We start from the raw sequence: 23,133 nt of genomic DNA, 5'->3' as shown, positions 1-23,133 counted from the left end.
CCGCCCTCACGAAAACGCCTCCGGCAGACACCGCCTGCGGGGTGTGCGCTCGCTACCCGTTCAAGCCTGCGCACGCAGCGGCTGTGCCGGCGCGGGCGGCGCGGACGCGGCGCCATCCGCCAGCGTTTCAGCGCCGCCAGCTGCAGGCAAGGGCGCCGGCAAAGGCGCTGGCAAAACAAAGGGCAGCACCTGCGCCTTGCCACGGCGCGCTTCCTGTGCGCGCGCATCGTGGGCGAGGAACTGGTAGGCGATGGCAAACCACGCTTCGCCGACGATGACCTTGCGCGCCAGCGCAAACAGCTCGCGCTCTTCCTTTTCCAGGCGCTGCAGCAAGGCCGCACAAAAGGCGTCGATGGCGGCGCACAGCTGCTCGGCCTGTAATTCGGAATGGTCGATGGCGGCACCCGCGCGCTGCTGCACGACATTGATGCTTTCCAGCGCCGCGTGGTTCAAACCGTTCAACTCGTCCAGCAAGCCGTCCACATGGGGCGCGGCCTGGCGGATGGCGGGAATCAGGTACATCTCCACCTTGCGCCAATAGCTCCCTTGGTACAGCCGGTTCAGCCAGTCGCCCGTGTACTGCAGTTGCGCCAAACTGAGCCTGCTTTGCTGGCGCAGCTGCACCTGCATGTATTTCTGAAAAGCTAACAAGCTCATGCGGATGCTGGCCTGTTCCACCGACAGGGAAACCAATATATATGTTGCAGTAAGCATGCACTCACTCCCGAAAACGCGCTGGATATGTCATCCTGGAAGTGAAAGTGTAAAGACTACCGACAGGGGCCGGTTTGATCCTGCACAAACCCGCGGCTGGCCAGCCGCGCTTTCTTTTACGGCGCGCGCAAGCCGATATGCAGGTTGACGACGCCCGGCTCTTCCGACGGCGTGACTTCGCCGCCAAAGCTTTTCACCAGCCGCTGCATGCCCTTGTTGCGCGCCATCGCCTCGCCCACCAGCGCTTCCGTGCCCCGGCTGCGGAAGTAGTCGACCAGCTTCTCGAACAGGATGTGTCCCAGTCCCTTGCCTTTCAACGCCGAGCGCACGGCGATGGCGAAATCGGCGTGGATATTGTCCGGGTCGGCCACGGCGCGCACCACGCCCAGGGTTTCCGGCTTGCCGTCCGGGCCCGTGTGCGTGGCGATGAAGGCCATGGCGCGGTCATAATCGATCTGCGTCAGGCGCGCCAGCTGCGACACGGGCAGCTCGCGCATGGACGTGAAGAAGCGCAGGCGCACGTCGTCCGGGTCCAGCGCGTGGAACAGGTCCATGTGCTGCGGCGCGTCCTCGGGGCGGATGGGGCGCAGCAGGATGGATTGGTCCATCCACGTCACCTGCTCTTCCAGCTCCTGCGGATACGGGCGGATGGCCAGGCGGTCGCGCTTCTGGCCCGGCTGCAGGCGGATGCGCGCGTCGAGGGCGATCACGCCATCCGCATCGGCCACCAGGGGGTTGATGTCGAGTTCGGCCAGCTCGCCGATGTCGGCCACCAGCTCGGCCACCTGGATCAGGGTGTAGCAGATGGCGTCGATGTCGGCCGGCGGCTGGTTGCGGTAGCCGGCCAGCAGCTTCGACACGCGCGTGCGCGCCAGCATGTCGCGCGCCAGCACCATGTTCAGCGGCGGCAAGCCGATGGCGTGATCGGCCGTCACTTCCACGGCGATGCCGCCCTGCCCTACCAATATCACGGGGCCGAAGGCGGCGTCCGTCGTCACGCCGACGATCAATTCATGCGATTGCGGCCGGCGCGCCATCTGCTGCACGGTAAAACCGTCGATCAGCGCGTCGGGACGCATGCGGCGCACGCGCTTGAGCATGGCGGCGGCGGCCGTGCGCAGGATGTCGGGCGTATCGAGGTCGAGCGCCACGCCGCCCACGTCGGATTTGTGGGCGATGTCGGGCGAGTGGATTTTCAACGCGACGGGATAGCCGATGTCGGCCGCCACGGCCAGCGCCTCTTCCACGTCGGCCGCCATGCGCGTGGTGGCGACGGGAATGCCGTAGGCGGCCAGGATTTCCTTCGAGCGGCATTCGCCCAGCACCGTCTGGCCGGCCGCCAGCGCGGCGGCGACGATTTCGCGCACGCGCGCGCGGCGCGGCGTGGCCGACATGGGCAGCTGCGCCGGCACCTGCATCAGGGTTTCCTGGTTGCGCCGGTACTGCACGATCTGCATGAAGCCATGCACGGCCTTTTCCGGCGTGTCGTAGGTGGGAATGCCGGCCCGGTTGAAGACCTGGCGCGCAGGCGCCACGGTGGTACCGCCCAGCAGGCACGACAGCACCGTGCGCGAGGTGGCCTTGATCAGCGGCGTGACGGCTTCGGCGATGTCGATCGACGACACCATGGCCGTGGGCGCGTGCAGCAGCAGCAAGGCGTCCGCCTGCGGCTCGTCGAGCAGCGGCTTGATGGCGTCGGCATAGCGCTGCACGGCCGCGTCGCCGGGCAAGCCCACGGGGTTGTCGTGCGACCAGCCCCGTGGCAGCGCCTTTTCCAGCGCGATGACGGTATCGGGCGACAGCTCGGCCAGCTTGCCGCCGCTGCTCACCAGCGCATCGGTGGCCATCACGCCCAGGCCGCCGCCATTGCACAGGATCGCCAGGCGCTCGCCGCGCTGCGAACGGATATGCGTGAGGGTTTCCACGGCGTCGAACAATTCCTCGGCCGAATACACGCGCAGCATGCCGGCGCGGCGGATGGCCGCGTCATACACGGCGTCGGAACCGGCCAGCGCGCCCGTGTGCCAGGCCGCCATGGCCGCGCCTTCCGCCTCGCGCCCCGCCTTCAGGACGATGACGGGCTTGCTGCGCGCGGCCGCCCGCGCCGCCGACATGAACTTGCGCGCCGCCTGGATGTCTTCCATGTACAGCAGGATGGCGGCCGTGTCGATGTCGCCGGCCAGGTAGTCGAGCAGATCGCCGAAATCGATATCGTAGCTGGCGCCCAGCGAAATGAACTTGGAAAAGCCCACGCCATGCGCGTTGGCCCAGTCGAGCACGCCCGACACCAACGCGCCCGATTGCGACACGAAGGCGATCTTGCCGCTGGTCGCGCCCACGTGGGCGAAGCTGGCGTTCAAGCCCAGTTTCGGCACCAGCAAGCCCATGCTGTTGGGGCCGAGGATGCGCAGCAGGTGCGGCTTGGCCGCCTTCAGCATGGCCAGGCGCAGCGACTGCTCGCGCACGGGGTCGAGGCCGGACGTCATGACGATGACCGCGCGCGTGCCCAACGCACCCAGTTCGCGGATCAGGGCCGTGATGGTGGCGGGCGGCGTGCAGATGATGGCCAGGTCCGGCGCCTTGGGCAAGTGCGCCAGCTTGCGGTAGCATTTCAGGCCCATCAGCTCGTCGTACTTGGGATTGACGGGCCAAATGTCTCCCTGGTAGCCGCCACCGAGCAGGTTGTACAGGGCGATGGCGCCCAGCTTGCGTTCGCGCGCCGTGGCGCCGATCAGGGCCACCGAGGCCGGCTTGAACAGCTTGTCGAGATTACGGATACTCATGTTCTGGCCTCATGGATTGCCGGAGCGGGATTGCCGGAGCGGCTACGCGCCAGTGTAAGGGATGCGTTGCCAAAAAAATTTGACCTTGCGCTGCATTTCACGAAAAATCCGCGCGCCCCTACCAGCGCGAGCGGTGGCTTTCCGTCACCCCGGCCAGCTGCGCCACGATGCGCTTGGGAGAGTCCGCGCTGGTACGCACCCAGCCGCTGAAGGTGCCGATGGGCTGGATGTAGCGGCTGGCGGCGATCCACAGATTCTTATCCTCGCGGCGCGCGCCTTCCGGCTTGAAGTGCAGGTCCAGCAAATCGTCGTCCGTCCACACATGCCACGGCGCCAGCGGGTTGTCGGGATTGAAGTCGAAATGCGCGCGGCCCAGCGGATACAGCTGGCCATCGAGCCACAGCGCGTTTTCATGCGCGCCGAAATAGCCGGCCTGCAGGTTGAAACCCAGGTCCAGGCTGTGCGCCGAGGCCCAGCGCCATTCCGTTTCGCGCGCCAGCAAGCCATTCGAATAATCGAAGCTGGCCACGCCGTCGTCCAAGCTGTAGCCCATGGCGCCGCAGCGCACGCTGCCCCACAAGGGCAAGCCGCCCGACTTTTGCGTCGCATGCACGCTGCCGCCCTCGCCCACGGGTCCCACGGCCAGCAAGGTGGGCGCCACGGGCGGGCCGAATTCCGCGTCGATGCCGAAATGGCCGCAATCGAGCAGCAATCGATAGCGCTGCTGGGGCTGGGCCTCGATGGAGATCACTTGCGAGAGGAAGCGGAAACGGCTGCTGGCGCCCGCATGCGGCGCCACCGTGGCGCTCAAGCCCGGCACGCCATCCTGCGAAAAACTGGCCACGATCTTGCCCTTGTGGCGGTCGAAGGCATAGGCGAAGGCCGTGCTGGTCCAGCCCAGGTCGACGATGGCCACGCCGCAGAACAGCGTGGGTGTGGACAGGGCCACGTAATGCCAGCGCTTGTGGTGGAACAGGCGCCAGAGGGCGCCGCGCGCGTGAGGCGGCGCCAGCGCGGCCCAGTCGAAGGCGTTCAATTGGCCCGTGTAGCGGCCAAAGCAGGGGACGCCATCGGCGTCGAGCAGCTGGGGAGGAGCCGGCGGCAGCATCATGCGGCCCGCCTTGCGGCAGCGCCGCCGTCGTGCAGGGCCTGGGCCAGCAGCGCGCCGAAGGCTGCCGGCTGCGTCTGCGCAATATCAATATCCGGGCAGGCATGCCAGAGCGCCAGGCGCTGCACGGCGCCGGCCACGTCCTGCACCAGGCGGGTACTGAGGCGCACGCCGTCTTCCAGCGCCAGCGACTTGATCTCGAAGCGCCCCTGCGCGCGGTGCGCCTTGGCGTCCAGGCGCCCCACCAGCGCGCCGCGGCGCAAGATCGGCAAGGTGAAATAGCCATAGCGGCGCTTTTCGGCCGGCGTGTAGCATTCGAGCCGGTAGTCAAAGCCGAACAATTCCAGGGCGCGGCGCCGGTCCCAGACGACGGGATCGAACGGCGACAGGATCGTCGTCAGGGTGGGCGCCAGCTTGCCGGCCGCCGCGTCGCGCAACAAGTCCCCATGCTCGGCATGCACGTACACGGCATCACTCCAGCCATCGACCGTGCAGCGCAGCAGCGCGCCCTCGTCCACCAGCGCCTGCAGATCGCTCGCCAGGCTGGCACGCGATTGCTTCGTGCGGAAGTAGTCGCTGATCCAGCTGGCCCGCGCCAGCCCCAGCGCCTTCACGCTGGCCAGCAGCAAACGGCGGCGCACCTGCTCCTCGGACGGCAGCAAGCCGTCGTGCCAGCCCGGCAGCACGCGCTCGGCCAGGTCGTAATAGCGCTGGAAATTGTGGCGCTTGGCGATCATCAGCACGCCCGACGTAAACAGCACTTCGAGCGAGCGCTTTTCCGGCTTCCAGCTCCACCAGCCGCCCGCCTGGCCATCCGTGCGCTCGAAGTCGGCCGAACGCGCGGCGCCGTTGGCGCGGATGTGTTCCAGCACCGAAGCGACGGCCTCGCCCTGCTCGGCCATCCATTTGACGGAGTATTTCCAGCCCATGGCGGCCGGATCCAGCATGCGGTGGCGGTACAGGCCATAGTCTTCGATGGGCACGAAGCAAGCCTCGTGCGCCCAGTACTCGAACAGCGCGCCCTCGGCCAGCAGCTGCTCCAGCCACGGCTGCGGATAGTCGCCCAGACGGCTCCACAGCACCAGGTAGGGGCTGCGCGCCACCACGTGGATGGTGTCGATCTGCAACACGCCCATCTGCCGCACGGAGGCCAGCACGTCGGCCTTCACGGCTTTCTTGCGCCGCGCTTGCAGCAAGCCCTGCGCGGCCAGGTGCAGCGCGCGCGCGGCGGCCAGCGATAAAGCGGGGGGATCGAAAAGAATGGGCTGGTGTGGGCTGTGCATAACAGAAAGATACCGCATTCTGCACACGCCTTGTGCGTTTTATCGCTATCGGATCGCGCCCGCTACGTTGCGGGAAACACGACCGTCACCGCCAGCCCCCGGCCCTGCAGTCCGGCGCCGAGGAGGATCTGCGCGCCATGCCGCTCGGCGATGCGGCGCACGATGGACAGGCCCAGCCCGCTGCCGGGAACCTGGCTGCCGCCCAGGCGCACGAAGCGCTCGAACACGCGCGCGTGCCATTGCTCGGCGATGCCCGGTCCCGTATCGGCCACGCGCAGGTAGCTGCGCCCCGCCTCCACGCCGCAGCTGATCTCGACGGCGCCCGGCGCCGGGGTATAGCGCAGCGCATTGTCGACCAGGTTGCGCAGCAACACCTGCAGGCTGTCCGCATGCAGCGCGCAGGGCGCCGGCGCCACGTTGACCGCCAGCGACAACTGGTACGGCGCGGCCAGCGCCTGCCACTGCGCACCCTGCGCTGCCAGCACGTGCGCCAGGTCGCCCGGCGCCAGCGCCGTCTCTGCCTGCGACTGCGGATCGAGCTGCGCCAGCGCCAGCAACTGGTTGACGAGGCGCGTGGCGCGCTCCACGCTGGCGCCCAGGGCGGCGATGAATTCCTCGCGTTCGTCCGCGCTGCGGGCCCGCTGCAGCACTTGCAGATTGGTCTTGATGGCGGCCAGCGGCGTGCGCAGCTCGTGCGCCGCATCGGCCGTGAAGCGCTGTTCGTTGTCGCGGCTGTGCCGCACCCTGCCGAACAGGCGGTTGATTTCCAGCAGCAGCGGATGCAGCTCCGAAGGCGCGCCGTGCACATGCACGTCCGTCAGTTCATCGGGCGTGCGTGCCGACACTTCGTCGGCGGACGCCTGCAGCACGCGAAACACGCGGTGGATGCTCCACCAGATGGCGATGGTGGCCAGCGCCACGAGCAGCAGGCCGAACAGCGCGATGCGGTAAAAGAAACCGCGGCTGATGTCGTCGCGGTGGCTGGTCGGTTCGGCCACCAGCAGCTGCAGGCTGCGCTGCGGGTTCCACAGCGAAAACAGACGCCAGCGCTGGCCGCCGATGCTGGTCCACGACAGGCCGTCCGGCGCGCTGCGCGACAGGGCGATGTCGGACGCCGCGTCGTTGCGATACAGGACGCGCTGCTGCGCGTCGCGCACCTTGAACAGCAAATACTGGTGGGGATTCGGATGGCCGCGCAGCGGCAGGTCGATGGGCCCCGTCAAGCCATGCTCGCGCGCATCCTTTTCCACCAGCGACAGCAGCAAATGGCCCGTCTCGATCAGCGACTGGTCGAACAATTCCTGGCTTTCGCGGCGCGCTTCCACGTACACGATGGCGGCGCTGCCCACCCACAGGGCCAGGGTCAGGCCCAGCAGCACGGCCAGCAGGGTGCGCCGCAGCGACCAGCTTTTCACGCCGCCGCCAGCCGTTAAGAATCTCTTAAGAACTTCTGCGCAAGATCCGGAGCGAAATATTTTTTGGGAAGCCATGCCTGCAATTGTAAATGATTCTTATTGCCTTCATGATTCCCATTACCCAAACAATACAGACCAATAATTCATTCACCCTCAGGAGTTTGCATGTCCAACAGCCCCCGCCGCGCGCACCTGCCGCGTCCCACCACCCTGGCCCTGGCCTTGGCCGCCCTGTCCTGCCTGCCGGCCCACGCCCAGACGGGCACGCCTGCCAGCATGCCGGAAGTGGTGGTTTCCGCCTCCGGTTTCGAGCAGGATATCAAGCAGGCGCCCGCCTCGATCACCGTGCTGACGCGTGAAGAACTGTCGAAGGAACGCTTCGGCAACCTGACGCAGGCGCTGGAAAGCGTGGAAGGCATCGACGTGGGCGCGGCGGGCGACAAGACGGGCGGCATGAACATCAGCATCCGCGGCATGCCCAGCGACTACACCCTGGTGCTGATCGACGGACGCCGCCAGAACGCGGCCGGCAATGTCACGCCGAACGGCTTCGGCGGCACGCAGACGAGCTTCATGCCGCCGCTGGCCGCCATCGAGCGCATCGAGATCATCCGCGGCCCCATGTCGACCCTGTACGGCTCGGACGCCATGGGCGGCGTGATCAACATCATCACGCGCAAGGTGGGCAAGCAGTGGATGGGTTCCATCTCGGCCGACTACACCTTGCAGGAAGAGTCCGATTTCGGCGACGTGAAAAGCGGCCGCTTCTACCTGAGCGGCCCTATCGCCACCGACCTGCTGGGCCTATCCCTGCGCGGCAGCAAGCAGCGCCGCGATGCAGCCCACATCCGCTACAACGACACGGCCGGTGCGGAAAATGTGCCGAACATGGGCGCCAACCCCGTGCGCGCGGACATCGAAAACTTTGGCGCGCGCCTGGCGTTCACACCCAACCGTTTCCATACCGTCATCCTCGACGCGGATGCGGGCCGCCAGACCTACGACAATTCGAAGAAGCAACTGGGTACCTTGGGCTTGCAGGGCGGCTACGGTCCCGAGCAGAAATACAACCGCGACCAGTGGACCCTGTCGCACACGGGCCGCTTCGGCTTCGGCACCCTGGACAGCAGCTACATGGTGAACAAGACGGAAACCCTGGGCCGCACGATTCCGCCAGGCACGCCCGGCGCCGTCGCCGGCAGCGCGCGCACCCTGGAAGTGGAAAGCCAGGTGTTCGACACCAAATTGGTCATGCCGTTGGGCAAACACATGGCCACCGTCGGCGCGCAATGGTGGAAAGCGGAAATGACGGATGGCGTGGCGCCAAAGAAATTCGAATTCACGCAAAAAGCCCTGTTCGTGGAAGACGAATGGCAGGTGCTGGAGAATGTCGCGCTGACCTTCGGCGCCCGCTATGACGATCACAGCATCTTCGGCGGCCAGACCAGCCCCCGTGCGTATGCCGTGTGGAACGCCAACCCGAGCTGGACCGTCAAGGGCGGCGTCAGCAAGGGCTACAAGACGCCGCGCGTGGAACAATTGTCGCCAGGAATCAACGGTTTCGGCGGCCAGGGCACGATTCCCCTCGTCGGCAGCCCGAACCTGAAGCCGGAAACGAGCACGACGACGGAAATCGGCGCGTATTTCGACAACCTGGCCGGCTGGACCGCCAGCGGCTCCCTGTTCAACAATCAATTCAAGGACAAGATCACGACGGGCACGGGCCTCGTCAACTGCGATTACCGTCCGTCGCCAAACCGTCCCGGCTGCGTCAGCTTCGGCAACTGGCCCAACGTCGATGCGTTCGGCCAGTCGGTCAACGTGGATGAGGCCGTCACGCGCGGCGTCGAGCTGAATACGCGCTTCCCGCTGGGCAAGACCTTGTCGGCCAGCGCCAACTACACGTACACGGAAAGCGAACAGAAGAGTGGCAGCAACGCGGGCAAGCCCCTGAGCGACACGCCCAAGCACGCCGTCAACGCGCGCCTGAGCTGGGATATCTCGCGCGAATGGAACGGCTGGCTGCGCGCAGAGTACCGCAGCGAGCGCTTCCGCGATCCGGGCACCTCCGCTTCCACGCGCGCCGCCAAGGCCGCGCTGGGCGACTACAAGGGCTACACCATGTTGCACCTGGGCAGCAGCTACCAGCTGAACAAGCGCGTCACCCTGAACGCGGCCGTGTACAACCTGCTCAACAAGGACTTCGTCGACTACCAGCCTTACCGCGCGCCAACGTTGACCTACGCCAACCGCTATGTCAACAGCCTGGACGGCCGCCGTCTGTGGCTGTCGGCCACCGTCGATTTCTGATGCGCTAATCCATCCGCATCATCGATGCCAACGGGCTGCCTCAGGGTAGCCCGTTTTTTCATCAGGCCGCTTGCGCTTTATCAATGCAATAGCCGATCGCATGCACGGTGCGTATCAAGTCCCGCCCCAGCTTCTTGCGCAGGTGGTGGATATGCACTTGCACGGCATTGCTTTCCACTTCATCGCCCCAGCTGTACAGGTTTTTCTCCAGCTGTTCCCGGCTCAGCACCCGGCCGCCGTGTTCCAGCAACAATTGCAGGATGCGAAACTCCTTCATCGTGAGCATCACGGGCAATCCCCCTTGCGTCACCTGCCGGTCCGCGATATCGAGCACCAGGTCGCCATGCACGAGGTGCTCGCGCAGGCGGCCCGCGGCGCGCCGGCAGGCGCTGCGGATGCGCGCGGCCAGCTCGTCGAGGTCGAACGGTTTCACGATGAAGTCGTCGGCGCCCGCGTCGAGCCCGGCGATGCGCTCGCCCACCTGGTCGCGCGCCGTGACGACCAGCACGGCGCCGCTGTAGCCATTGTCGCGCAGCACGCCCAGCGCCTGCATGCCATCCTGTCCCGGCAAGCCCAGGTCCAGCAAAATGCAGCCATAGTCGTGCAGGCGCACGGCCGTGTGCGCATGTTCGGCGCTCGTGACCCAGTCGACGGCGTGGCCGGCCTGTTCCAGGCCGATCTGCGTGGCGCGGCCCAGCTGCGGGTCGTCTTCGGTCAGCAAGATGCGCATGGGGTGGGAGGCGGACGGGCCGCTCAGTCCTTTTTCTTGATCAGGCCAGCGAGCGCGGCGAACGGATTGTGCGTGGCGGGCGCCACCTCGGCCGACAGCAGGCCGGCGCCACGGTCCGCTTCCAGGTAGCGCGAGTGCTCATTGTCGTGGCAATACAGGCACAGCAGTTCCCAGTTGCTGCCATCGGGCGGATTGTTGTCGTGGTTGTGGTCGCGGTGGTGCACCGTCAGCTGCTGCACGTTGGCGCGCGTGAATTCGCGCATGCAGCGGCCGCAGACCCACGGGTACATCTTCAGCGAACGCTCGCGGTAGCCGCTCTCGCGCTGGTCGGCGGCGCGGCGCGCTTCAGCCACGATCTTGTCCAGTCTTGCCGCGTCGGGCTTTTTACTCTGCATGACAACTTTCGATATGGGAGGAAGAAGCATCCATTTTAATGAGGATGGGGGCGCAATTGTACTTTTTCTGCCACGGCGCCAGCCCGTGTCGCCGCCGGCGTGCTTTTTTTAGCGTGCGCGGCACCACGGCTACTTGATTTAAAGCAAAATAAGGCCAGCGACAGACCGCGAACAGACGATGGCAGCGGCGGCAACACGCTGACGCGCAAGGCGGCCGATTTCGGCTATCATGCGCGCCACGCCGCCCCTCCCCTTTTCCATGAATATAGCCTGCAAGCGCCCGTGATAGCGATAACAAGACCCCTGCAACGCCTTGCCCGCCGCCTGTACCGTCTCAGCCTGGTGCCCCTGTTCGCGCTCATCCTGCTGCTGGCGCTGTGGGCGGCCGTCTTTTACCAGGTGGGCCAGGAGCGGGCCAGCGCCGTGCGCGACGCCGTGGCCGTCAGCCAGTCGCTGGCGCGCACCCTGGCCGACCATACCAGTTTCACCTTGCGCCAGACGGATCACGCCACGCAATTGTTCAAGCTCAAATACGAGGAAACGGACGGCGGCCTGCGCCTGAATGAATTCACGCGCCGCCAGGGCTTGCTCGACAGCGTGCTGCCGTCGAAACTGGCATTACCGATCGCCCTCGTCGATGCGCAGGGCAATGTGCTCGACAGCGCCAACGCCTACCTGCCGGAAAACCTGGCCGGCCAGGCATTTTTCAAGGCGCTGGCCGCGAATGCGTCCGACACGGTCCTGGTCGACACGCCCATGCTCGACGCGGGCGGCAAGCACTGGACCATCCGCCTGGCGCGCCGCCTGAACGATGCGCAAGGCCGCTTTGCCGGCGCCATCGTCATCCTCGTCGACCCCACGTATTTTGTCGACGACTACGACCGCCTGAACCTCGATGAACAGGGCGCGCTGATGCTGGTGGCGCGCGACAGCGGCTTGACGGCGGGGCGCATCGGCGAACAACTGATCCTCAGCGACCGCATCGACTTCCGCATGCCGGGACCGCCGCAGCACGCCGCCGAAGAACTGCTGATCGAGCCGCCCGTCGACGCGACGTCCCGCATCTACAGCTACCACGAGCTGCCGCGCTACCCGCTGCTGGCCGTGGTGGGCGTGAGCCGCGCCGTAGCTCTGACGCGCTTCGAACACCGCCGCCTGATATATGTCGGCGCGCTGCTCGCCGCCAGCGTGCTCATTGCCGGCTTTACGACCCTGCTGATGCGCCAGAGCGCGCGCCTGCGCCGCAGCATCCGCCAGGCCACGGAAACGCAAGCCTTGCTGCGCGCGGCGCACCAGGGCAGCCTCGATGCCGTGCTGCTGCTGAAAGCCTGGCGCGCCGCGCCGGGCAAGCCGGTGGAAGACTTCACCTTTGCCGACATCAACGAACGCGCCGCCGACATGCTGGGCAAGCCGCGCTCCGAACTGCTGGGCCAGCGCGTGCTGCCGCTGATACCGCTGCTGCGCGGCGAGCGTTTCTTCAAGCGCTTCGTGCTGGTGATGGAAACGGGCCAGCCGCTGGAAGATGAATTCGAACTGCCGCTGGCCTCGGGCGGCACGCGCTGGCTGCGCCACCAGGTGGTGCCGATCGCCGACGGCGTGGCCGTCACCTCGCGCGACATCAGCGCGCGCAAGCACGACGAACTGGCGCTGCAGGACAACCGCAGCTTCCTGCAGTCGCTGATCGACCATTTGCCCGTGCTGGTCTACGTAAAAAGCGCGCGCCCGGAAAATTTCGGCCAGATGGAAGTGTGGAACAAGGCGGCCGAGGACATCACCGGCCACCTGGCCGCCGACGTCATCGGCAAGACCGATTGCCAGGCCTTCCCGCCCGACTTCGGCCTGCACGACGCCGAGGACGACCGCGCCATCCTGGCCGAGCGGGGCGTCATCGACCATACGGAAAAGCCGTTGCGCCTGTTCGATGGCAGCCTGCGCTACCTGCGCGCCGTCTCCGTGCCCGTGTTCGACGAGCGCCAGCAGATCGAACATATCCTGTGCATCGCCGAGGATATCTCGCAGCGCCGCCAGCAGGAACTGGAACTGCGCCAGAAACAGGCCGAACTGGCCGCCGTCAACGACGCTTCCCCGCTCGGCCTGGTGCGCCTGGACCGCCAGCGCCGCTGCACCTACGTCAACCGCACCTTCGAATCGATCACGGGCTTGCCGCGCGCGGCCGCCCTGGGCGCCGGCTGGACCAGCGCCCTGCACCCGGACGACTATCCGCTGATGCACGTGGCGCTGGAACAGCTCACGCGCAGCCATGCGCCATTCCAGTCCACCCTGCGCTGCCTGCACCGCGACGGCAGGCTGGTCTGGGTCTCCGTCAAAATTGCCCCCATCCTCATCGACGGCCGGATCGAAGGCTACGTGGGCAGCCTGGACGACATCACCATCCTGCGCGAATCGGAAGTGGCGCTGCTGGAAAGCGAAGCGCGCCTGCGCACCATCGCCGACACCCTGCCGGCCATGATCGCCTACATCGACGCCGACCAGGTCTACCGCTTCCTGAACATCGCCTATGAACGCGAATTCGGCCTGACGGGCCGGCAAGCGCTGGGCAAGAGCGTGCGCGACACGGTGGGCGAGGCGCGCTACCGCACGGTGGCGCCGTACATCGAAAGAGTGCTGGCGGGCGAAACCCTGAGCTTCGAGGAAGAAGACGACAAGGAAGGCATCGAGCGCTGCCTGGAAGTGATCTACATCCCGCAGATCGGCGAAGACAAGCTGCAGGTGGTGGGCTTTCACGTGATGCGCCAGGATATCACCGTGCAAAAGCGCGAAAAACAGCGCCTGCTGAAACTGGCCCAGGTCGATGCGCTGACGGGTTTGTCGAACCGCGCCGGATTCCAGCAAAAACTCAGCGACGCCATGCACGCAAGCCGCCAGCATCAGCACCTGATGGCCGTCATGTACATGGATATCGACCGTTTCAAGCCCGTCAACGACACGCACGGCCATGGCACCGGCGACGCGCTGCTGCGCGCCTTCGCCCAGCGCCTGACGCAGACCATGCGCGTCACCGACATCGTCGCTCGCCTGGGCGGCGACGAATTCACCATCATCATGGAACAGATCACCCGGCCCGAGGACGCGGCCGTGCTGGCGGAAAAAATCGTCGCCGCCATGCAGCAGCCGTTCGAACTCGATGGCATCACCGTGCGCATTTCCGCCAGCATCGGCCTGACTTTCTACCGCGACGAAGACATTTCCCCCGCCGTGCTGCTGCAGCGGGCCGACGTGCTGCTGTACAAGGCCAAGCAGGATGGCCGGAATACCTATCGCGCCGGGATGCTGACCACTTGATATGGCCGCTGGCGCCTGGCGCGGGTCTGACCCCTATCATTCCTGCTATATTGGCGCCTGTCTTCCCTACCCTTGGCCCACCATGCGCCTGCTGCACACTTCCGACTGGCATCTGGGCCAGACCCTGCACAATTACGAGCGGGGCTACGAGCACCAGCGCTTCCTCGACTGGCTGCTCGACACGCTCGTGGCCGAAAAGGTCGACGTGCTGCTAGTGGCCGGCGACGTGTTCGACAACGCCAACCCGTCGGCCGCCTCGCAAAAGCAGCTGTACGTCTTCCTGCAGCAGGCGCGCGCGCGCCTGCCCGCGCTGCAGCTGGTCGTCGTCGCCGGCAACCACGATTCGGCCGGCCGGCTCGAAGCGCCCGGCCCCCTGCTGGCCGCGCACGGCACGCACGTGATCGGCCATCTGCTGCGCGACGAAGATGGCCAGATCGACCTGGAGCGCCTGCTGCTGCCTTTGACGGGCGCCGATGGGCAAGTGCAAGCCTGGTGCCTGGCCGTGCCCTTCCTGCGTCCCGGCGACGTGCCGAAACTGCCGGCCGGCGATACCCAGGACGCCTACCTGGGCGGCATCGCCCTGCTGTACCGGCAATTGACAGACCTGGCGCTGGCGCGCCGCCAGCCCGGGCAAGCCATCCTAGCCATGGGCCACTGCCACATGGTGGGCGGCGAAATGTCGAACGATTCCGAGCGCCGCATCGTCATCGGCGGCACGGAAATGCTGCCCTCGGGGATTTTCGATACGGCCATCGCCTATGCGGCGCTGGGCCATCTGCACAAGGCGCAGGCCGTGGGCGGCCAGGAGCATATCCGCTATTGCGGCAGCCCGATTCCCCTGTCGTTTGCGGAAGTGCACTACCGCCACCAGGTGCTGTGCCTGGACATCGACGGCGAACAGTTGAAGGACGTGCGCACCATCGAGGTGCCGCGCGCCGTGCCCCTCTTGCGCGTGCCCGCCACACCGGCGCCGATCGACGAGGTGCTGGCGCAGCTGGCCGCCCTCGACGTACCCGCCGCCGCACCGGAAGCGCAGCCCTTCCTGGAAGTGCGCGTGCGCCTCGATGCGCCGGAACCGGGCCTGCGCACGCGCATCGAAACGGCGCTCGACGGCAAGCCCGTGCGCCTGGCGAAGATCGAAACGTCGAGCGCCGCGCGCAGCAGCGCGCCCGACAACATGACGCTGGACCAATTGAGCCAGCTGCAGCCCGACGACATCTTCCGCCGCCTGTACCTGCAAAAATACGGCAAGGAAGCGCCGCCCGAACAATTGTCGGCCCTGGCCGAACTGCTGCTGCCCGGCGCCTGAGTGCACCTGAAGAACCATGAAAATACTGAAAATCAGCGGCAAGAACCTGGCCTCGCTGGCCGGCGAATTTGAAGTCGACTTCCAGCAGGAACCGCTCGCGTCTTCCGGCCTGTTCGCCATCAGCGGCCCCACGGGCGCGGGCAAGAGCACCCTGCTCGACGCCCTGTGCCTGGCCCTGTACGACGCCACGCCGCGCCTGCTGAAGGTGCTGGGCCGGGGCAGCGCCCTGCCCGACGTGGGCAAGGAAACCGTCAACGCCCAGGATACGCGCACCCTGCTGCGCCGTGGCACGCCGGACGGTTACGCGCAAGTGGACTTCGTCGGCAACGACGGTGCCAGCTATCGCGCGCGCTGGAGCGTGCGCCGCTCGCGCACCCGGGCCGAAGGGGCGCTGCAGGCGACCGCCATGAGCTTGCACCAGCTGCCAGCGCTGCAGCCCATCGGCGGCACCAAGACGGAAGTCAAGGAAGAGATCGAAAAGCGCATCGGCCTGTCGTTCGACCAGTTTACGCGCGCCGTGCTGCTGGCGCAGAACGAGTTTTCCACCTTCCTCAAGACGGAAGACAATGAACGGGGAGAATTGCTGGAAACCCTGACGGGCAGCAGCATCTACACCGACATTTCCATGCGCGCCTTCGAGCGGGCAAAAAAGGAAAAGCAGGTCCTCGAACGCCTGGGCGAAAAACTGGCCGACCAGCGGCCCCTGTCGCCGGAAGAACGGGCCGAGACCGAGGCGCTGTGCGGCGCGGCCGACACCGCCCTGCAAACCATCGACTTGCGCAAGGCGGTGCTGGAGCTGCAGCAGCGCTGGCACCAGGAGACGCACAAGCTGCAAAGCCAGATAACGGCGGCGCAAGAGACGCTCGATAGCGCGGACACCGAACGCACCGCGTCCGAAGGACGCCGCGCGGCGCTGGCGCAGTGGGAATTGCTGCAGCCGGCGCGGCCCCTCATCGACGACGTGGCGCGCCTGGCGAACGACATCGCCGGCACCGGTGCCGCGCTGGAAGCGTCGCGCGCGCAGGCGGCGCAAGCCGTGACCAGCGAAACGCAGCTGACCGCCAGCGTGCAACTGGCGGCGGCAGCCTTGCAAGCCAGGGAAACGGCGCAACGCGACGCGGCGCCCCGGCTCGATCAAGCCAAGGCGCTCGATGCCGGCATTGCGGCACACTTGCCCGCGCACCAGCAGGCCAGGGAGGGTGCGCTGGCGGCCGACCGGGCCAACGAGACGGCGCGCGCCACCTTACACGAGCTGCAGCAGCACCAGCACGCCATGCAGGCGGAGCAGGAAACGGGCCGCCTGTGGCTGGCGTCGCACCAGCACTGGCAAGCGCTGGCCGCGTCATGGCAATTGTCGGACCAGCTGTTCGCCCAGGCCGGCCAGGCGGCCGCGCAAGCCGATGCGGCCGACGCCAGGGCGGCCGACGCAGCGCAGCTGGTACGCGCGGCAGGCGTCGCGGGCCAGGAGGCACAGGCCGCGTTGACGGCGGCCGCCGCCACGCTCGCCGCACACGATGCGCAGCGGCGCGAGGCGCAGTGCGCCGTGCAAGCCATCGATGGTCAGCTGCTGCAGCAACAGCGCGGCCAGCTGGAAGACCATGCGCGCCAGTTGAATGCGGCGGAAAAGACGTGGACGGAACTGGCGCGCAAGCAGCAGGAGCTGGCGCACGGACAAGCGAGGGCGGCGCAACTGGCGCAAGCCGCGCAAACGGAAACGACGGCCCTGGCGGCACAGGCGGCACAAACGGCGCTGCTGGAAGCGGGCCTGGCGCAGGCGGAAAAATCCTTGAAAAGGGCGGAAGCGGCATGCGCGGCCAGCGTGGAGCAACTGCGCGCCACCTTGCAGGACGACCAGCCCTGCCCCGTGTGCGGCGCGCTGGAACACCCGTACACCCACGCCGACGACGCTTTGCAGGCAATGCTGGCCAGCTTGCAGGACGAAGTGCTGGCCTGCCGCACGCAGGTGCGCAGCAATCTGGAGCAGCTGGCCACGCACAAGGCGGCGCTGGCCGCGACCGCGCGCGAACAGGCGCAGACGGATGCGGAACTGGCCATCCTGCCGCCCGCCATCGATAGCTTGAACACGCAATGGCAGCCGCATGCGGACACCCTGCACCTGCCGCCGGCAAACCAGCGCGCGGACTGGTTCGCGCAGCAGCTGGCGGCCAATGCGGCAGCCCTGCAAGCGCTGGCGCAGCAGGAGGCGGCGCTGCGCCAGGCCGGCGCGCGGCGTGAGCAAGCGCAGGCGGCGCACGAACTGGCCGGCGCCGAACATGCGCGCTGCACAAGCGCCGTCGCCGAAACGCAGACGCGTCTGGCGCAATTGCAGGCACAGCAGGCGGCCAGTCTGGACAAGGCGGAAACGTCGCGCGGCGCGCTTGACGGCTTGCTGGCGCAGCTCGATGCCGCGTTTGCCGACGTGGAAGGCGCCGAAGGCTGGAAAGACAGCTGGCGCGCCGGCCCCGCCGCCTTCCGCGCGGCGCGCGAAACGGAAAGCCGGCAGTGGCTGAAACAGCAGGCGGACCAGGACCAGCGCGGCCACGCGCTGGCGACCCTGGCCGCGCAGCTGGAAGCGGCGCAGCTGGCCGCCGGCAAGGCACGGCAAACGGCGCAGGAATCCCACGCCGCCTTTGCCGCCGCCGACAAACAGCGCACGGCACTGCAAACGGAGCGCAACGCGCTGTGGCAGGGCCAGAGCGTGGGCGAGGTGGAACGCAGCCTGGCGGCGGCCATCGCGCAGGCCAAAGACCAGCTGGCGCAGCAGCAGGCGGCGGCCCACGCGGCCAGCGCGCAGCGCACGCGCCTCGACGAAGCGTGCGCGCAGCTGGCGCAGCGCCTGGCCGCCCTGCGCGAACAGGAGCACGGCGCCACCGTCGCCCTGCACGACTGGCTGCAGCAATTCCGGCAGCGTCACTCCGGCCACGCGCCCGACACGCTCGACGAGCTGCGCGCGCGCTTGGCCATCTCCATGGACGCCATGCGCGCCGAGCGCGACGCCCTGCAAGTAATCGCCGACCGCCACACGGCGGCCGTTTCCGTGCTGGCCGAGCGCCGGCAGCAACTGGCCGCGCACGTGCAGCAGCCGCCGGAAGCGCTGGAAATGGACGAGGCCGTACTGCAGGCGGCGCTGGACGCGCTGGGCGCCGAACGCCAGGCGGCCAACCAGGAAGCGACGCGACTGCGCCTGGCCATCGCGCAGGACGACGCCAGGCGCCACAGCGCGCAAGCGATGCTGGCGCAGATCGAGGCGCAAGCCGTGATCGAACGGCGCTGGGCCAGCCTGAATGAATTGATCGGCTCGGCCGACGGCAAGAAATTCCGCAACTACGCGCAGCAATTCACGCTGGAAGTGCTGCTCGGCTATGCCAACGCGCACCTGAACCACCTGGCGCGCCGCTACCAGCTGGAACGCATCGACAACCCGAACAACCCGTCGCTGGGCCTGATGGTGCGCGACCAGGACATGGGCGGTGAGCTGCGCTCCGTGCACTCGCTGTCGGGCGGCGAATCGTTCCTCGTTTCGCTGGCCCTGGCGCTGGGCCTGGCCTCGCTATCCTCGAACCGGGTGCGCGTGGAATCGCTGTTCATCGACGAGGGCTTCGGCAGCCTGGACACGGAAACCCTGCGCGTGGCCATGGATGCGCTCGACGGCTTGCAAGCGATGGGACGCAAGGTGGGCGTCATCTCGCACGTGCAGGAAATGACGGAGCGCATCGCCACCCGCATCCTCGTGCAGCCTGGGTCCGGCGGCAAGAGCGTGGTGACGGTGCGCTAAGAGCTTATCCCGGTAGGGAGCGTCTTCTGCTGGCAGCGCATCAGGAGCGCGGACAAGGCGTGAGGAGGACGCGTGGCGAGCCACGCGACGACGAGCAACGCAGTCCCCGCTTCTGAGGGGCGCCAGCAGGGGATGTATTCATCTACCGGGATAGGCTCTAAGGGCGTGGCAAAGGCGTCATCGAGGTAGCGGTTCGCGTCCCAGCCTGAGCAGATCCCAGCCCAGTTCGCGGCGGATCTGCTCGGGGTCGGGCGGGGGCCGGCGCTGTTCCAGCTCCGCTTTCAACCATTTTCTCACCAGCTCCTTGGCGGGCTGTACAGGCTTTTCCTTGTCACGCTTGTCCATGGTGCTACCTCTTCAATGGCGGTCAGACGACCTCCTATATACGTTCAACGTCACGGCGCGGATTCAGTTGACGTGCGCGTGGCGCAGATGCAACAACGTGTAACGGTGGCCGGAGTGCGTTAAAATCGCCGCCTTCGCGTAGACGAACTCTACGCCCCGCAACAGTTCAAGGAACCCCATGAAAGCCGCCCGCAGCCTCACCTTCAAGTGCGTAAAATGTCACAAATCCATGCAGGTTTACCTGCAAAAAGTCTCCGCCTGCTCGCATATCCAGCCGTATCAGGGCATTTGCGCATGCGGCGAACTCAAGCGTCACGCCACGGGCCAGGCCGATGCCGTCAAGTCCTACCTGGAATCGGCAGACGGTAGCTGGTCGCACCACCACTAATGGTTAAAGAATGGGGCGATATTGCCGTTAATTCGCCTATCTTCCCCATTTGAACCGACCATGTCCCAGCTCCCCGCCCTCCTTTCCGGCTCGCGCCAGCCCGCCGCCAATCCCCTGGCAGGACAGGCGCCGCCAAAAGCAGGCGCTGGCGCGTCCGGCCTGGCCGCTTCGCCCCTGATGCAGCGCACGGCGCAAGACGTGGTGGCGCTGTCGAAAAATGGCCTGGACCTGTCTGCCAAGGGATTGTCGCAACGGACCGATGCGCTGGGCAACGCCACCGTCGATGTGGCGCAGGATTTTCTCTCCACCATGACGCGCCAGCTGTTCGGCGACGGCGCCACGGTTGCCTTCGATTCCGTCGACCTACAGGCCGGTTCCAGCTTCAGCAGTGGCAGCGCCAGCGTCTCGGGCGCCAACGGCAGCAGCCACGCAGCCGCCTTCAGCCTCGATGAAAACGCGCATTTCATCGGCAAGGGCAAGATCACGACGGCCGATGGTCAGACCTTCGACTTCGAAGTGGAAGTGCAATATCAATCGAACATCAGCGCGGGCGTCCTTGAGCAAACGCAAGAAACAGACGAAGAAGCCGACGAAAAAGCCAGCTCCGCCGACGACGCCAGCCCGCCCGCCAGGGAGTTGCCCGCCACGCACTTCAGCGGCAACCTGCATGACCTGTTCAAGCTGCTGGGCCAGCAATTGCAAAGCAATCTCTATCAGGGCACATCCGATGGCGCCAGCGCCAGCGGCAAGGATGGCGACCTGGCGGGCAGCCTGAGCTTGCGTTTGCTCAAGCTGGTGCAGCCGGAGCATGCCACCGAGACCGCCAAAGTCGACAGGAAAGCCGTGGAAACCACGCCGGAAGAGCAGGCGCGCGCCCGCGCGCTGGCACTCGCCTATGGCACGGACACGGCAAACAGCACGGCCGTCGACGTATAATGGAAGACGGCCTGCGCAGGCGACCATGCCGCGCGCCCCCTTCTATCGATTGAATCCCATGTCCGACACATCTTCACCTACCGTCCACCCGCAGATCCACTGGAGCGAAAACGGCGCCGAGCATTCGGCCCGCTGGCGCTCGGAAAGCGGCATGCCGCCGCCCAAGCGCGTCGTCATCGCCGACGACCGCACGACGGCCGACCAGGCTTACCGCCTGGCCTGCGAAGGCACGGCCATGCTGTGGCGCGGCGACTTCCAGAACGCGCGCCAGTTGCTGCAGGCGCTGGCGCGGCGCGCCGACCACAAGAACGACAAGCCGAGCAAGAAGGCCAAGGCCGCCAAGCTGGCGAAACCCGAACCGACCGCCACGGAAGCCTTCCATTTGCACCGCCAGGCCCAGTCGCAGCGCGCCCGCACCCTGGCCATGCTGCTGCTGCCCTTCGACGCCGACTACACGATCCCGCTGCGCCGCGCGCCGGACGTGAAACTGGCTTGCAATGAAGCGTATGGCCGCGGCGAAGAGCCGTTCGTCGCCTCCTTGCGCGAGTTGCTGGGCCTGATCGGCGCGCACGAATGGCGCCGCACGGGCGTGGAACTGCCGGCCCTGGGCCAACGCATCCATCCGCATTACGGCGTGTTCGCGCCCATCCGCGGCGAGTACGTGGGCCTGGTGGCCGATGCACCGCTGCCCGCGCGCGCCAAGCTGGCCTTCGATATCGGCACGGGCACGGGCGTGCTGGCCGCCGTGCTGGCGCAGCGCGGCATCGAACGCATCGTCGCCACCGACCAGGACCCGCGCGCCCTGTCCTGCGCGCGCGAGAACCTGGCCCGCCTCGATTTGCAGGGCAAGGTCGACGTCGTGCAGGCCGACCTGTTCCCCGCCGGCCGCGCGCCGCTGGTCGTGTGCAATCCGCCCTGGCTGCCGGCCCGTCCCAGCTCGCCGATCGAATACGCCGTCTACGATCCGGACAGCCGCATGCTGCGCGGTTTCCTCGCCGGCCTGGCCGACCACCTGGAGCCCAGCGGCGAAGGCTGGCTGATTTTGTCCGACCTGGCCGAGCACCTGGGCCTGCGCCCGCGCGCGCAATTGCTCGAATGGATAGCGCAAGCGGGCTTGAAAGTCGTCGACCGCCTGGACGTGAAACCCACGCACCCGCGCGCGCAGGATGCGACGGACAGCCTGCACGCGGCCCGCTCGAAGGAAGTCACGTCGCTGTGGCGCCTGGCGGCGGCATAATCGAGGGTCTGAAACCCGGCCATTGCGCATTGCAGCAAACCCCGCTATAATTCGCCTGCGGGGTGGAGCAGTCTGGCAGCTCGTCGGGCTCATAACCCGAAGGTCACAGGTTCAAATCCTGTCCCCGCAACCAATATTTGAAAGCCGCTGATTCTTGCAAAGGGATCGGCGGCTTTTTCCATGGCGGCGCGGTATGCCAATGCCCCTCATGCAAGCCAAATGCCCCCGGTTGCGATCCGCTCTTTCGCAATGCAACAAACTCGGTTATAATTCGCCTGCGGGGTGGAGCAGTCTGGCAGCTCGTCGGGCTCATAACCCGAAGGTCACAGGTTCAAATCCTGTCCCCGCAACCAATACATAAAAACCGCTGACTCCTGCAAGGGATTCAGCGGTTTTTTCATTCCAGGCCTGGCCCGCTCACGCGGCGACGCTGGCCCTGATCTGCCTGGCCGCCGCATGCAGGCTGGCCGCCACCCGTTCCAGCTTGTCGGCACCCGCCGTTTCGGCCAGCGCGGCAAAGGCGCTGATATGAAACGTGGCCACCATCGCCGGCGACACTTCCAGTTCCAGCGCGGTCTTGCTCAATTCCGTCGACGCTTCGAGGTAAGGCTCGCTGCCCGCCTCGAACGCCTGCTTCGTTTCCAGCAATTCCTGGCCGCCTTCCGCCTTGGCCAGGCACGCATCGACCTTTTGCTGGAAGGCCGGCAAGGTATCGCGCACGGGGCCGGCGTCCGGCGCCGCGTCGGGTTCCAGCTCCGCAGGTGCAGGCGCGGCCGCGGCCGGCTTGTCCGCCGGCGGCATGTCGCGCAGGGTCAGCCAGCGTTCGACGGCGAGGAAATCGGCAAACGGCTCGGCCACCTTGGGATTCATCAGCCAGACCTCGCCCGTGCGCCAGTCGATCCGGGCGCCGCGCTCATTTCTCGCCAACAGAATATCCTTGCCGCCATCGGCATTCGACACCCGGCCGATGTCGAGCCAGTTCATCAGTTCCGCCTGGCGCGACATCGCGTTGACCCGGTGGAAAAAGGCCAACCATAAGAATCGGGCGACCAGGAGAACCAGGGCACCGCCAACCATCCACATCATTTTTCGCTCCGCACCA

Annotated in this window: 16 protein-coding genes and 2 tRNA genes; 9 read left to right on the top strand and 9 right to left on the bottom strand. The window is 66.7% G+C overall.

Going from position 1 to position 23,133, the window contains the following annotated elements; genetic code table 11:
• Positions 1-60: 60 nt before the first annotated feature.
• From O3299_RS02215 to O3299_RS02195, 5 genes are all read right to left on the bottom strand, one after another.
• Positions 61-714 carry a hypothetical protein gene (locus O3299_RS02215; RefSeq protein ID WP_289899117.1) on the bottom strand — a complete coding sequence of 218 codons (654 nt, stop codon included), beginning with the start codon at positions 712-714 and terminating at the stop codon, positions 61-63.
• Between the two features lie 116 nt (positions 715-830).
• The gene (locus tag O3299_RS02210) at positions 831-3,497 is read right to left on the bottom strand and encodes a bifunctional acetate--CoA ligase family protein/GNAT family N-acetyltransferase (RefSeq protein WP_305061394.1); all 2,667 of its coding nucleotides are present in this window, start codon (positions 3,495-3,497) and stop codon (positions 831-833) included.
• Between the two features lie 118 nt (positions 3,498-3,615).
• On the bottom strand, positions 3,616-4,608 hold the full coding sequence (locus O3299_RS02205; protein WP_305053367.1) for a DUF2804 domain-containing protein: 993 nt from the start codon (positions 4,606-4,608) through the stop codon (positions 3,616-3,618).
• Positions 4,605-5,888 carry a winged helix-turn-helix domain-containing protein gene (locus O3299_RS02200; protein WP_305061393.1) on the bottom strand — a complete coding sequence of 428 codons (1,284 nt, stop codon included), beginning with the start codon at positions 5,886-5,888 and terminating at the stop codon, positions 4,605-4,607. The genes O3299_RS02205 and O3299_RS02200 overlap by 4 nt, the downstream gene beginning before the upstream one ends.
• 62 nt (positions 5,889-5,950) lie before the next feature.
• Positions 5,951-7,303 (bottom strand): ATP-binding protein, encoded by a 1,353-nt coding sequence (locus O3299_RS02195; protein WP_305061392.1) that lies wholly within the window; start codon positions 7,301-7,303, stop codon positions 5,951-5,953.
• A gap of 165 nt (positions 7,304-7,468) precedes the next feature.
• Between O3299_RS02195 and O3299_RS02190 the strand changes: the two genes are divergently transcribed.
• Positions 7,469-9,613: a TonB-dependent receptor domain-containing protein gene (locus O3299_RS02190; RefSeq protein ID WP_305061391.1), complete on the top strand. Its 2,145-nt coding sequence runs from the start codon at positions 7,469-7,471 to the stop codon at positions 9,611-9,613.
• A 61-nt stretch (positions 9,614-9,674) separates the two neighbouring features.
• On the opposite strand, the gene O3299_RS02185 is transcribed toward O3299_RS02190, so the two are convergent.
• A complete protein-coding gene (locus tag O3299_RS02185) occupies positions 9,675-10,343 on the bottom strand; it encodes a response regulator (RefSeq protein ID WP_099664720.1) in 669 nt (222 codons plus the stop codon).
• A 23-nt stretch (positions 10,344-10,366) separates the two neighbouring features.
• Positions 10,367-10,738, bottom strand: coding sequence for a YajD family HNH nuclease (locus tag O3299_RS02180; RefSeq protein ID WP_034755042.1), 372 nt, complete (start codon positions 10,736-10,738; stop codon positions 10,367-10,369).
• 282 nt (positions 10,739-11,020) lie between these two features.
• Between O3299_RS02180 and O3299_RS02175 the strand changes: the two genes are divergently transcribed.
• From O3299_RS02175 to O3299_RS02165, 3 genes are all read left to right on the top strand, one after another.
• Positions 11,021-14,041 (top strand): PAS domain-containing protein, encoded by a 3,021-nt coding sequence (locus O3299_RS02175; RefSeq protein WP_305061390.1) that lies wholly within the window; start codon positions 11,021-11,023, stop codon positions 14,039-14,041.
• A gap of 82 nt (positions 14,042-14,123) precedes the next feature.
• Positions 14,124-15,350, top strand: a complete 1,227-nt coding sequence (locus O3299_RS02170) for an exonuclease SbcCD subunit D C-terminal domain-containing protein (protein WP_305061389.1) — start codon at positions 14,124-14,126, stop codon at positions 15,348-15,350.
• A gap of 16 nt (positions 15,351-15,366) precedes the next feature.
• Positions 15,367-19,125 (top strand): AAA family ATPase, encoded by a 3,759-nt coding sequence (locus tag O3299_RS02165; RefSeq protein WP_305061388.1) that lies wholly within the window; start codon positions 15,367-15,369, stop codon positions 19,123-19,125.
• A 177-nt stretch (positions 19,126-19,302) separates the two neighbouring features.
• Here the strand turns inward: O3299_RS02165 and O3299_RS02160 are convergent, their stop codons facing one another.
• Complete coding sequence (locus tag O3299_RS02160; protein ID WP_305053374.1) at positions 19,303-19,470, bottom strand: hypothetical protein; 168 nt, start codon at positions 19,468-19,470, stop codon at positions 19,303-19,305.
• Positions 19,471-19,648: 178 nt separating this feature from the next.
• On the opposite strand from O3299_RS02160, the gene O3299_RS02155 reads away from it, so the two are divergent.
• The 5 genes from O3299_RS02155 (at position 19,649) to O3299_RS02135 (ending at position 22,384) form a co-directional block, all read left to right on the top strand.
• Entirely contained in the window at positions 19,649-19,858 is a 210-nt protein-coding gene (locus O3299_RS02155; protein ID WP_034755039.1) for a hypothetical protein, read from the top strand.
• Positions 19,859-19,918: 60 nt separating this feature from the next.
• Complete coding sequence (locus O3299_RS02150) at positions 19,919-20,794, top strand: hypothetical protein (protein ID WP_305061387.1); 876 nt, start codon at positions 19,919-19,921, stop codon at positions 20,792-20,794.
• A 58-nt stretch (positions 20,795-20,852) separates the two neighbouring features.
• On the top strand, positions 20,853-22,031 hold the full coding sequence (locus tag O3299_RS02145; RefSeq protein WP_305053376.1) for a class I SAM-dependent methyltransferase: 1,179 nt from the start codon (positions 20,853-20,855) through the stop codon (positions 22,029-22,031).
• 56 nt (positions 22,032-22,087) lie between these two features.
• Positions 22,088-22,164, top strand: a tRNA-Met gene (locus O3299_RS02140).
• A gap of 143 nt (positions 22,165-22,307) precedes the next feature.
• Positions 22,308-22,384: transfer RNA gene (locus O3299_RS02135), tRNA-Met, on the top strand.
• A 64-nt stretch (positions 22,385-22,448) separates the two neighbouring features.
• On the opposite strand, the gene O3299_RS02130 is transcribed toward O3299_RS02135, so the two are convergent.
• On the bottom strand, positions 22,449-23,117 hold the full coding sequence (locus tag O3299_RS02130) for a hypothetical protein (protein ID WP_305061386.1): 669 nt from the start codon (positions 23,115-23,117) through the stop codon (positions 22,449-22,451).
• Positions 23,118-23,133: the final 16 nt, after the last annotated feature.

Origin of the sequence: Janthinobacterium sp. SUN176 (genome assembly GCF_030587335.1) — a bacterium.
Taxonomy (GTDB): domain Bacteria; phylum Pseudomonadota; class Gammaproteobacteria; order Burkholderiales; family Burkholderiaceae_D; genus Janthinobacterium; species Janthinobacterium kumbetense.
The sequence above is the reverse complement of the archived record's forward strand: the minus strand, read 5'-3'. Positions and strand labels throughout refer to the sequence as shown.